Below are 11,093 nucleotides of genomic sequence, written 5' to 3'. Positions count from 1 at the left end.
GACAGGCGGAGCCCAGCAGGCCGCCTGACAAGTTGCCCCGTCACCGAGCGCTTACAAAGCATCTCGCGGCTCTCTGACGAAGAGCGTCAAGCTGTCGAGCAGCTGCCGATCACCGTCAGGCTCTTAAGCACAAACCAAGACATTGTGCGGGAGAAGGATCGACCGTCGCAGTGCTGCCTGCTGCTGGAGGGCTGGGCCTGCCGCTACCGGATGCTTGGCGACGGCAAGCGCCAGATCTTCTCGTTCCACATCCCGGGTGACATCCCCGATTTGCAGAGCTTGCATTTGAAGGTGATGGACCACAGCGTGTGCACGATGACCGCAGCCACGGTGGCGTTCATCCCCCACGAGCCTTTGCGCAAGCTGACAGCCGCTTTTCCAGGCGTCGGTGCGATCCTGTGGCGCGAGACCCTGGTGGATGGAGCGATCTTCCGTGAGTGGATGACCGGGATGGGTCGGCGCTCAGCCACTGGATCGATCGCACACCTGTTCTGCGAGATGTACGTCAAGCTTGAGGCCATGGGGCTCGCGCGAGATCACGCCTACAAATTGCCTCCCACTCAGCAGGATATCGGGGATGCACTTGGGCTATCGAACGTCCACGTCAATCGTGTGCTAAGAGAATTGCGCGACAATGGATTGATCACTCTGCAAAATCACAAGCTGCAAATCAACGATTGGGCGGAACTGAGTAAGCTGGGAGGCTTTGATCCTACCTATCTGCATCTGGAGAAGAGGGATGGATGAGCCTCTACCTTCAGCCCACGCCGATTGCGACGGACAGCGGTGACACGGAGGGGCAGCTGGTGTTCGCCAATGGCTTCCTGGTTGCCGTGCTGGTACGCCTCTCGGAAGATCATGGGGATGACGTAGGCAAGTGGTTTCTGGAGGCGGGGTTCGGCCGCGTCGATGACCCGGGCGAGCCCAAGTTCGCCGAGCTGGACGATGCGCAGGAGTGGATCCAGCGTCGACTAGAAAAGGGTTGATGTTAATACCAATTTCTTACGCAGCCTTACTGCATATTTTTGCTGAAGCTTGATCAACTGCTTCGACCACCTGCTGGGGTGCAAGGTGGTGGATCATGTGCCCCATACCCGGAACGACAATGAACGCGCTCTGCGGCAAGTCGCGGTGCATGCGCTCCGACTGGCGGCCGACATCGGCTATTTGATCGTCCGCTCCAGCGATGATCACGACCGGCAGCTTCAGGTCGCGGTAGCGCTCCTGAAGCTCCACCGTAACTGGCGTCATCAGGGCCGCGTCCTCCGCCGAGGCTCGCAGCTGAGACGGTCGCAGCATGAGCGCTTTCGGGAACTTCTCGTCGAAACGCTCAGGCACCGGGGCCGGAGCAAACATTGCCTTGATCAAGCCCGGCAGGATCAGCCGGGACACCACCGGCCCTGCCGTGTAGCGCATCATGTCCCCGAGCACCGGGATCGCCGGTGGTGAGAATACCACCGTGTCGGCTCGCAACGTCGGGTAGTAGTAGCCGGAAGCCAGCACCAGGCTGCGCACCATCTGCGGCGCCTGAAGGGCGAGGGCGACTAGGCTGCCCCACGAGTGGCCGAGCACCACCGCCTGCGAGACCCCAAGCCGTTGCAGCGCCTTCTCGAACAGCGTCGCGTGGGCCCGCGGCGTCCACAGGGCGCGCGGCCGCTCGCTGTAGCCGTAGCCGGGCCGGTCGATGAGGATCACCCGGTAGCGTTCGGCGAGCTCGTCGACGATGCCGCTGACCAGGAAGTCCTGTACCATGGTGCCGTTACCGTGGATGAGCACCAGGGGCTCGCCACGGCCGCGTTCGAGGTAGTGCAGGCGCACGCCGTCGATGGTCATGAAGCGGCCGATCGGGGGGTGACGGTGTTCCGCCTCGCGCGTCTTAACAACTGCGTAGACAGCCGAGGCTCCGAGGGCAGCTGCCGCTCCCAGCAGGGTCGGAGCGAGCAAGCTCCGCGTGGTGGAAGGGGATGTCATCGTGAAGCCTATCTGTTGCGCGCATCCCGCCTGATCGACAGGATCGATCCGACGCGAGGCGGCCACGTTTCATGAAGGCGAGTGCTCTCTGAGCTACCAGGCCACCAAGCACGTCGTGTTCGCTGCCACATGCTCCCGATAGCGAGCTATGTGCCTCAGCGGGTGAGTGTGGCGCTCGGCTGGACGACGCCGGAGAACGCCTTGCTAGCCTCCTCGACCGCGCGGAGCGAGCCCTCGGCGATGGCCTTGCTGTCCTGCACCATGTGCTGCAGTCCCTCGCGGGCCAGCTCGCTCTGGATCACAGCAAATTCCTGCACCGAGGTGGCGCGCGTCAGCCTAGTCACGCCGTCGAGGTTGCGCCGCCACTGCTTCTGGCCCAGTTCGAACCAGCCCCGCGAGGCGTCCTGAAGGGCTTGGGTCAGCACCATACCGCAGCGCGTGACGGCTTCGATGTTCTGCTTGGACTGGCGAGCGCGTCGTTCGCTGTCCTGTCCGGTGAAGCCGAGAGCTTGCGTGAACCGATCTGCCGCTTCGCGGGCCTGCTGTGAAGCAGTCTCGACATTCTTCTGGATGATCTCCTTTGCATTGTCGGTAGCCGTGTCTCTGAGATCGGCCATCTGACTCATGCCGTTACGTGTGGCATCAGCGAACTGGGCGCTCTGTTCACCGGTCTTGTTCATGGCAGCCTTGATGGCATCGGTGAGCATTTCGGTTTGCTCGGCTTGCTTGTTCGATGAGGCAGTAGGATTGATGGTCATCAGAGTTTCCTCTCTTATACGTGCATGTACACTCAGAGCGCTTACTAGATAGAATAAGAGCAGCGACAACGCACAGAAATAACAAAATGTATTATATCCTTATACATCAACATGGATGGACATTTCATGCTTTCAAGTCACGCGCGAATATTTAAATAAGATGCGACATTTACAAGTGACATAGACGATTATATTGCGGACATTTGATTACGGCGCACATACGATCATCGCCGCCTTGAGGTCTGGGTCTGAGGTTGAAACTATTGAGTAGGGGAAAGATCTCGGACTCTGGTCCTGTGTCGGGCCGAACCCCCACGACCATGCCGTCGGCGGCCAGTGCTGGGCCTCAGATCCATCTCGCTTACTGGCTGCAGCCTCTGCATCTGCATATTCCAGGAGCATGTCCTCGATGTCGGCAGGTCCAATCATACTCGCTCCTCAGCGGCCATGTTGCGCCGCACAAAACAAACAGATGGCCTGCAGACCAGGTTCCATGCCGCCTGCGCACTGGTGCTCGTCCCATCCCTCGCCTGGGGTGAACTGCCTGACCTGCGACCCTGCCCCTCGGCAGAGCTTTGCGACACCTCCGCGGCCCTGTCGGTCACAGGCCCATGCCTCGACGTAGTCTCTCTATCGCAGCCTCAAGGTGCGAGGCTCCACGCTCCTCGCCCATAATCACACGGCTTCCGCCTAGGGTTTGCTTTTGGGCGACTTTGGTCGATGGCATGGCCCTGGGAACTGCCACGTTGGCCGCTGTGTGTCGTCAAGATCGGCGGCGCAGCGGTGACGAAAGACCTTGCCCAACGAAGCCCTGTGACGATTTCTGCTGGCCGATTATGATTTCTGCCCGCTGGGCGCCTGACCACGCGGGGCACGACCAGGGAGAATGCGCCATATCGATCACCTTTCACGATATGTGGATCCCGGCACCCGATGGCCGCTCGCGCGTGCGGCAGATCTACCGCGACGATGAGTCGATCGGGCGCGTGCGCCGCTGGCAGGACGAGGACGGCGGACTGACCCGGGAGTGGTTCACCGCCGAGCGGAAGAAGGGCGCCTTCTACGAGCCAATCGCCGGCGAGCACGCGACCTTCGAGGAGGCGCTGGAGCGCATCGTCATGTACGGCGTCGCGCATTGAGCCCCGTGGCCTACCTCGCCCTCACGGCAGCCCTGGTGCTGGCGCTAGCCCTAGGCGCGATGCTGGGACTGTGGCGGGCGGCGCGGCGGTTGGATGATGAACGTCGGACGTACACAGTCGAATTGACCTGCTCAGAATGCGGAAAGGACTTCAAAACCGAGTGGCGTTTTGGAGATAAAGTCCGTTGCCCACACTGCGAAACTCTGTTCGAGACAGCTTGGGATGCAGACGAAGATGACAACGTCTTCGGCCCTTGGTTGGCAGGCAAGGCTCAGGCGGGCGACCCGGCGGATGTGTGAGAGGAGGCATTGGTGACCCACCCTCCCACCAGCCCCGAACCGCTCGACGTCATCGCTGGCGAGCTACACGATCTCACCCGCCACTGCATCCAGGGGTGCCCAACCTGGGAGGATCTGGACCCGAGCGACCCGTGGGAAGCTGGCATGATCCGGCTCGCCTACGACCGGGCCCGGGCGCTGGTGGAGATGGGGCGGGACGAGGCGTGAGGCGCGGCCGCAATCCCCGCCGGGCCTACGACGAGGATGGGCGCGAGATCGCACTGCCTACTGCGGGCGGCGCCCGGGCCGAAGGCGAGACCACGATCTCCACCTACTGCCACGACTGCCATCATCACGCGGTCGTCTCGACCGACCGCTTCCTGGCCGACCGCTCGACCTGTTCGAGGTCCAGCCTGCCTGACACGTGCATCGTGAAAGGCGAACAATCTCAGTCTCTCAAAATCCACTTACAGAAAAATTCGATCTTCCGCCGCGTAATAAGACTTGACCTGCCCTGCCTACTGCTCGCTATCTTGATTTTGCAGAACAATAGTTGATTTGGACCTCACACATGGATGACGTCACACAGCAAGATGCCGATTTCGTCGGCCTCGCCGCCGACATCGTCGGCGCCTACGTTACGAAGAACAACGTTCCGGTGTCCGAGCTGCCAAACCTCATCGCGGCAACTCATGCAGCCCTGGCGAAGCTGACCGCGCCGCAAGCGCCTGCGGTCGAAAAGCCCACGCCGCCCGTCCCGATCCGCAAGACCGTGACCCCGGACCACATCATTAGCCTGGAAGACGGGCGGCCGTATAAGTCGCTGAAAAGGCACTTGTCGAGCCGGGGCCTGACCGCCGACGAGTACCGCCAGAAGTGGGGCCTGCCGTTCGACTACCCGATGGTCGCGGCAAACTATGCCGCCCAGCGCTCCGAGCTCGCTAAGAGCCTCGGCCTCGGCAACATCCGGCGCGAACGTGCTGCTGCCAAGCGTGCCGCTGAGATGAGGGTGGCGCCCGATCCAGCTATCTCGGCACCAGCCCGCCGCGGCCGGCCGAAGAAGGCTGATGCCGCTGCAGCGGAGTGACGTGGACCAGGACAGCTCATAGCGGCGGCAGGGGGGCTGCATGTCCCCTGCCGCTCCGCACCTTGAGCCTGATCGGGACAGGACCCGCAATCGCGCTCGTACAGATCTTTTTATCGGTATTCGTATACCAAATATTCAAATCTACGAATGACGATGGACTGCCTAGAGGCTGATTATCGAGCTTATCACTCAGGAACAACAGCCTCATAGGCCGCCGACCATAGCGACACGAGGCAGAGAACCTTAGCTCATCTCAGCAAGAGTCTCTTTGAGAAGGACGAGAGCAAATGTTTTTCATCTCGATGGCGGTGACGGGCTTCGGGATGACGGCAGGAGCGTGGTTGATTGCCGAAAGTCTGTCTCACATGATCGCGGGGATGGTCATTGTTGGTAGCATTGGGGGGTTTTGTGCTCGTTCATTGCTGAACCTTTTTACCATCCAAGTTGAGCCACCTAGGGATGACAGGGCGGAAGACATGCCAGCTCGCCAGGCTCTCTCGGCCAAGCCCATTCTACCGCGCCTGGATCGCTTCATTTATAGATCTCGCAACCTCGCACGACAGGCAGGTCACGCTGGCGCAGTCTGAATAGCGACCTGCGCGGTGTTAGATAACGCGCGGTATCATCCGGTTCACAAGAGCTGTGACCGACAAATTAGGCGGCCGCTCGCAGGTTAGCAGACGGCTTGCCCTCGAACATGCGCACGCAGTTGCGCCCGCACGACTTAGCCGCGTAGAGCGCTTCATCCGCACGCGCGATCGTGCGGTCAATATCATCGTCCGCCAACTCAGCGCTGGCCATGCCGACGCTGATCGTCGCCCTGAGGCAATGCCCCTCCGGCTCGAAGACGGTGCTGGCGACCGTCTGGCGGATCCGGCCTGCGAAAATCGCCGCAACCTGCAGGTCGGTCTCCCGGAGCAGAACCACGAACTCCTCCCCGCCGAACCGCGCCACCTTGTCGGTGGTCCGGATCGCGTCGCTGATGATCCGGCCAACCTGGCGGATGACCTCGTCGCCCGCCGCGTGACCATAAAGATCGTTGACGCGCTTGAAGTGATCGATGTCGATCATCAGGACGCAGATGCCGCGCTGGTAGCGCTTGAAGTAGCTCATCGCATCGTTGGCCAGGGGCATGAACGCTCGCCGGTTGAGCAGTCCCGTCAGGCCATCGGTGTCGGCCAGGACCTGCATGGCGTGGAGATCGGCGCCGAGACGCCGGACGCGATCCTCCGCAGCATGCACAGCGTCCGACGACTCGGCCCTGACCTGCCGCGCGTCGTCCTCGGCCGTGCCGATACGCCTGAGGAGCGACCGAACCGCGGTGGACAGGCGCAGAACCTCAGGAGAGCCGTGCACGCGGTGCGTCATCCGTGTGTCTGGCTCCCGTCCAATGCGATCGACTGCCTCCGTCAGCCGCGCCAGGGGCCGGCTCAGCCGCCCGGCGATCATCCGAATCCCGATTATGCCGAGCAAGGCGGCGCCGAGGCCGAGCAGAAGGATCAGGCCGGTCAGGCGGTTGGCGCCCGCCAGCGCCGTGTCGACCGGCTGCAAGGCGACGACGATCCAGCCGAGGCCTGCGTAGTCGCCCCGGCCACGGGTGGAGGCTGCCGTAGCGAGCCGATCCCCGCCTGCCCGGCGATCCATGAAGCGCCCGGCGGCAAGCTCCGCGGTTGTATAGGGCGCTGCTCCGAGGTCTGGCCCGAGCAGGACACGGCCAGACCGATCGAGGACGATGATGTCCTCCTTCAACTCCGGCCTGCGGGACGATAGCACCTCGCGCCGAACAACTTCGGCCCAGCGCCAGCTGAGATGGGCGCCGAGCACGCCGACGATCCGGCCCGAGCCGTCGCTGACTGGGGCGGCCACGTCGACGAAGCGGAACGGCGCACCATCAGCGTGCGGCTTGAGCAGGGACTCCAGCAGGACCGCCGCGTGAACGTCCTCGACAGCGGCCTGCCGGATACCATTGAGGAACCAGGGGCGGCTTGCGACGCTCGCCCCTTCGAGGATGCCGCCGGTGGCCGCGCGTACCTGGCCGGCGTGTTCGGCGAACCCGATCCAGGCATAGTCCGGCAGCGTCCTCTGCATCGCGTCGAGCACGTTGCGCAGGCTGCCGGTGTTCTCCAGCCAATGAGGCTGCAGGGGTTCGAGGGCTGCGACGTTGCGGATCTCGCGCAGGCGTTCGGCCATGTCCTGGTCGAGGCGGTCGGCAACGGAGCGCGCCACCTGTTGGAGGGCATCCTGAGCCATGCCGGTAGCCTGCCCGCGCGCGAGCAGGGCGGACCCGACGGTCGTCACGCCTACGACCGTGAGGCCGATGGCCCCAGCCAGCAGGCTGATCTGACGCTTGAGGGGAACTCTGTCAGCAAGCCTGAGCATCTGGGTCACTCTCATCGGCGATGCTTCTATGCTCCGGCGGATGAAGCCAAGTGAAATTTGATTGGTCAATTTTTTCTAAACAACGGCCTATGATACATAATAAAATTGTGCGCATGGGGTATTATCGTGCAGACCGAAAAACTCTGATCTAATTTTGTTCAAGTCCGACCGCTACACCTGGACTAAGCAGCGATCATCTTTTCCCACGAGGGTAGCGCCATCACCGCCAGCAGCTTGCGACGCGAGCACCACCGTGGCCGGCTGCTCGCCGCACCCACAGCGCAGGCGCAGGCGGAAGCCACCAAGGAAGCGCAGCGAGCCGGCGCTGCCCCTGCCAAAGCCTGGGACGACGCCTACCGTGGCCGGAAGCCATCCTACAGCCATGCCCAACTCGACACGGTGCGAGCCATGCTTGCGCAGGGAGCCAGCGTGTCGGCTGTCGCTCGCGACCCAGGCGCGTCGAGCAGACCATCTATCGCATCCAGGAGGACCCGGCTGAGGCCAAAGCCATTCTGGCGCGGTGGAGAAGGCGCAAGGAGCAATCGGAGAAATCAGTCTTACCTACCGTCAGAATATCTATTGGATTAGTCCATTTTGCATTGTATATCTATACCTAAGAACAAATTTCTAACATCTTTAATTGCGACTAAACGAGGCGATATAGTCAGCTTACTAGCGCAATGGCACATCTGTGCTTAGGTAGTATGTGCACAGAGGTGCTACGATATCAGCGAACCCGCCACAATCTGTCCTCGTGCTGCGGTACGCGCCCCACCGTTTCTATGACACGCATGCGCGCTGTTACGTACCAGCCGAACAGATCCGGGAACGCGCAGCCATGAGCGCTGCCGTCTTGGTCATCGATGCAGAGTCGGCCGAGGATGTAACAGCTGCCCTCATTGCGGGTGGCGGTCCCTCGACGGTGGGGGTCTGCCTCGCCGATGGACACCGCGAGCCTGACGGCGTCGGGTATTAGGTCGCGGGTGCAACCCGTGGCGGGCGCTAGGCGCAGTGGTTGGTCATCGGCCAGGACGTGCCGTGGTCGGACCAACGCTGAGTGACAAAAACCCACCGCGGCGGTGAGGTGCCAAGCAGGCTGAAGAGGTCCATTGATGGTCTGCGCGCCTCACGGCGCAGGGCTGATAGGAGCCTGCCCAAGGAAATGCGTCAATTGCTGAGTGTTAGCGGGCGTACGAAAAAGCCCCGCTCGGCGGCTGCCTGCGGGGCTGAAGGTGCAGGGTCAGATGGAATCGCCGGTCAAGCGGCTGGCGCGGGAATGGTTCCAGGCCAGGGATGCTGGCTCGAACCCACCTGGCCGGGTGGGTGGAAGCACGAGGCAGAAAAACCCGCCGCGGCGAGGCCGGGCGGGCTGAAGGTATGGATCGAGGAGATCCCGTCACTCAATGGGACCGTTCTAACGCGGTTCCGGCTCAACGATGCTGCCGGCCTCCGCGCTGCCGGAACCGTCCTAGTCGGGACGCATTGGGCTCACACGGGAAGCCTTCATCTCGTGGTATTTCTGCTCACTGAGCGCCCGCCAAGGTCCTAACCCTCCGGCGGGCGTTCTGCTGTCTGACGCTCCCCAAATCTTCCAAATCTAACGCATCTGAACTTCATGTCGTAACTCGCGTTGGTGGGCACCTTTGCCAACGGAGATCAACATGCGTTCGATAATTTTAGGCCTTACCGCTGCGCTGACCTTAGCCGGCGCTGTTTCAGCCCAGACAGCCGTCAGTCCTACAGCCCCAGCCGTGCCGGGTTCGACTGGAACCGTGGTAGCGCCGTCGCCAAACACAACCGGCAACAGCCCCAACGTGACGATCGCACCCGGTCCGACTGGCGCCTCGACGATCCAGACCGACTCGGCGGCAGGCGGTAATGCCGGTCAGCCCTCGCGCGCCGTCCCGCAGGGTAGCGGGAACAGCGGCAGCAACGGCGGCGGCTAAATTCCATGCAGCATTAATGTCGTGTAGCGTTGTTGATGCCCATCATGGGCGTTTGGCTCCTTACTTCGGCCGCTCACGAGCGGCCGTTTTCTCAGTAACGGACACTGGGCCAGCTCAAAGTCATTTGGCCCGCCTTTCACCCAAGAGTCAGCCTTGGCGTGGTGTCGACATGAATGCCAGCAACCTCAAGCCCGGCGAACGTGTCACCTGCAGCAACTGCCGGGCAGTGCACGAGGCGACGGCCGAAGGCACGATCAACGACCGGAATGATGCTCGCTGTCGCGTGTGTAGCGATGTCATAGTGCGGTGGCCTCAGCACGTTGGCCTTCGGCTTCTCCAACCGACCGCCCAAGGGTCCGCCTAATGTGAGCCCAGACGGGAACAGGCCCTCACGTCCGGCGGGAACTCTGCATTGCGCCTGCTCTGACTGTGCCAGCTAAAGGAACCCGCTCCCTGAGTACCCCTTGAAGGCGTTCGCCCGGCGGATGTCACCGGCCGATGCTTCGCCTAACGCCAGCGACTGAACCTATCGGTCATTCTGCGCCATTTCATCCAGTATTAGATCACGACGCATCCGCCATTCGTCTAGTATATCCATCGTAATCTGAAGTGTTTTCTCGGCTTCCCTAGCATCAAATTTAGCAGATCGGCTCTTTCTAATCCGGAATTCTAAGCTGGCAGCACGTTCTTCGCCTTCAGCGATGTGCCGGTCGAGCGCCGCGAGTATTGCTGTTTCGTGCTGAAGATCGGGCATACGGTTCGTACCGTCTCTCGTGCCGGCCCCGCTCCCGTCGGGGTCAGGGGCCGGTACGGAGGGTCGGACGCGAAAGTTTCAGACGGCGCCCGAATTTTCCGGGCGCCTGATCCCAGACCAGCCAGCCGCTACGGACAACCTGGCGGCGTTTTGCCAGCGCTGCCACACAGTCGGGAACAGCCATACAGCCTGCGTTTTGGTCTGACCCGGCCTTTAGCCGGATTAGGTGCTAGATGGAGCGCGTATATGGCAACCCATTCCGGCGACAGAGAAGCCCCGGTGCCTGGCGGCAGGATCGCGCCTGAGACGGGAGCAGCCAGCGATGCCCGCCGGGAGCTTCTTACTCCCGAGGAGCAACGCGAACTGGCCGAGCGCCTCGCCCGGCCCGATGGCCCGCGCACTGATGCGGGGCGCGCTCCTGATCCCGGCGACCTGCCTGGTGAAGCAGACGACGTGCGGGCGGCCTTCGGGACTGCCGGTGCCAACGCCGCTGGCGGGGGACCTCAGGGCTTCGGTGGCATGGGTGGCGATGGGACCACACAGTCCGGGATCATGAGCGCGCCGGAAGGTAGCGAGGCAGCCCCCACACGGATCGACGACGTTCCGGCCTCGGAGCGAGGCAACCCAGACGAGCTTGCAGGTCGCAACGATTACCGCCGCAATCCGCCCCGGCGCGAGGACACTGGCCCGAGCGGCCAAACGGTCTTCTCGAACGCGACGCACGAGGGCCTGGAGACGCCTCGGGATCCTCTCGCCTCCCCAGCAGATCGGGCAGGCGCGA

14 protein-coding genes are annotated in these 11,093 nt (G+C 62.4%); 11 read left to right on the top strand and 3 right to left on the bottom strand.

What is annotated here, in order from left to right; translation table 11 throughout:
• Nucleotides 1-24: 24 nt before the first annotated feature.
• Entirely contained in the window at nt 25-747 is a 723-nt protein-coding gene (locus MFF64_RS35825; RefSeq protein WP_238193781.1) for a Crp/Fnr family transcriptional regulator, read from the top strand.
• Complete coding sequence (locus tag MFF64_RS35820; RefSeq protein WP_238193780.1) at nt 744-986, top strand: hypothetical protein; 243 nt, start codon at nt 744-746, stop codon at nt 984-986. Before MFF64_RS35825 ends, MFF64_RS35820 begins: the two co-directional genes overlap by 4 nt.
• Nucleotides 987-1,002: 16 nt before the next feature.
• On the opposite strand, the gene MFF64_RS35815 is transcribed toward MFF64_RS35820, so the two are convergent.
• Together MFF64_RS35815 and MFF64_RS35810 are read right to left on the bottom strand one after the other, a co-directional pair.
• Nucleotides 1,003-1,971, bottom strand: a complete 969-nt coding sequence (locus MFF64_RS35815) for an alpha/beta fold hydrolase (RefSeq protein WP_238193779.1) — start codon at nt 1,969-1,971, stop codon at nt 1,003-1,005.
• A 155-nt stretch (nt 1,972-2,126) separates the two neighbouring features.
• Nucleotides 2,127-2,729 carry a phasin family protein gene (locus MFF64_RS35810; RefSeq protein WP_238193778.1) on the bottom strand — a complete coding sequence of 201 codons (603 nt, stop codon included), beginning with the start codon at nt 2,727-2,729 and terminating at the stop codon, nt 2,127-2,129.
• A gap of 947 nt (nt 2,730-3,676) precedes the next feature.
• Between MFF64_RS35810 and MFF64_RS35805 the strand changes: the two genes are divergently transcribed.
• The 5 genes from MFF64_RS35805 to MFF64_RS35785 are packed head-to-tail and all read left to right on the top strand — an operon-like array spanning nt 3,677 to nt 5,233.
• On the top strand, nt 3,677-3,868 hold the full coding sequence (locus tag MFF64_RS35805; protein WP_238193777.1) for a hypothetical protein: 192 nt from the start codon (nt 3,677-3,679) through the stop codon (nt 3,866-3,868).
• 5 nt (nt 3,869-3,873) lie between these two features.
• On the top strand, nt 3,874-4,167 hold the full coding sequence (locus MFF64_RS35800; protein ID WP_133123118.1) for a hypothetical protein: 294 nt from the start codon (nt 3,874-3,876) through the stop codon (nt 4,165-4,167).
• A 12-nt stretch (nt 4,168-4,179) separates the two neighbouring features.
• Nucleotides 4,180-4,374, top strand: coding sequence for a hypothetical protein (locus MFF64_RS35795; RefSeq protein WP_238193776.1), 195 nt, complete (start codon nt 4,180-4,182; stop codon nt 4,372-4,374).
• Nucleotides 4,371-4,703, top strand: coding sequence for a hypothetical protein (locus MFF64_RS35790; protein WP_099901505.1), 333 nt, complete (start codon nt 4,371-4,373; stop codon nt 4,701-4,703). Before MFF64_RS35795 ends, MFF64_RS35790 begins: the two co-directional genes overlap by 4 nt.
• A gap of 14 nt (nt 4,704-4,717) precedes the next feature.
• A complete protein-coding gene (locus tag MFF64_RS35785) occupies nt 4,718-5,233 on the top strand; it encodes a Ros/MucR family transcriptional regulator (protein ID WP_099901507.1) in 516 nt (171 codons plus the stop codon).
• Nucleotides 5,234-5,887: 654 nt separating this feature from the next.
• On the opposite strand, the gene MFF64_RS35780 is transcribed toward MFF64_RS35785, so the two are convergent.
• Entirely contained in the window at nt 5,888-7,627 is a 1,740-nt protein-coding gene (locus MFF64_RS35780) for a sensor domain-containing diguanylate cyclase (protein WP_238193775.1), read from the bottom strand.
• 384 nt (nt 7,628-8,011) lie between these two features.
• On the opposite strand from MFF64_RS35780, the gene MFF64_RS38285 reads away from it, so the two are divergent.
• The 4 genes from MFF64_RS38285 to MFF64_RS35770 all read left to right on the top strand — a co-directional run.
• Complete coding sequence (locus MFF64_RS38285; protein ID WP_369010731.1) at nt 8,012-8,200, top strand: hypothetical protein; 189 nt, start codon at nt 8,012-8,014, stop codon at nt 8,198-8,200.
• 118 nt (nt 8,201-8,318) lie between these two features.
• Nucleotides 8,319-8,588, top strand: coding sequence for a polyhydroxyalkanoate synthesis regulator DNA-binding domain-containing protein (locus tag MFF64_RS38280; protein ID WP_369010730.1), 270 nt, complete (start codon nt 8,319-8,321; stop codon nt 8,586-8,588).
• Between the two features lie 685 nt (nt 8,589-9,273).
• Complete coding sequence (locus MFF64_RS35775) at nt 9,274-9,558, top strand: hypothetical protein (protein WP_238193774.1); 285 nt, start codon at nt 9,274-9,276, stop codon at nt 9,556-9,558.
• Nucleotides 9,559-10,558: 1,000 nt separating this feature from the next.
• The coding region (locus MFF64_RS35770; protein WP_238193773.1) for a SclB protein at nt 10,559-11,093 on the top strand (535 nt) is incomplete at its 3' end.

Origin of the sequence: Methylobacterium frigidaeris (genome assembly GCF_022179185.1) — a bacterium.
Taxonomy (GTDB): domain Bacteria; phylum Pseudomonadota; class Alphaproteobacteria; order Rhizobiales; family Beijerinckiaceae; genus Methylobacterium; species Methylobacterium frigidaeris.
The sequence above is the reverse complement of the archived record's forward strand: the minus strand, read 5'-3'. Positions and strand labels throughout refer to the sequence as shown.

Coding starts and splice junctions, on each gene's coding strand:
- MFF64_RS35820 (WP_238193780.1), top strand. CDS start 744: ATGAGCCTCTACCTTCAGCCCACGCCGATTGCGACGGACAGCGGTGAC.
- MFF64_RS35815 (WP_238193779.1), bottom strand. CDS start 1,971: ATGACATCCCCTTCCACCACGCGGAGCTTGCTCGCTCCGACCCTGCTG.
- MFF64_RS35810 (WP_238193778.1), bottom strand. CDS start 2,729: ATGACCATCAATCCTACTGCCTCATCGAACAAGCAAGCCGAGCAAACC.
- MFF64_RS35785 (WP_099901507.1), top strand. CDS start 4,718: ATGGATGACGTCACACAGCAAGATGCCGATTTCGTCGGCCTCGCCGCC.
- MFF64_RS35780 (WP_238193775.1), bottom strand. CDS start 7,627: ATGAGAGTGACCCAGATGCTCAGGCTTGCTGACAGAGTTCCCCTCAAG.
- MFF64_RS35775 (WP_238193774.1), top strand. CDS start 9,274: ATGCGTTCGATAATTTTAGGCCTTACCGCTGCGCTGACCTTAGCCGGC.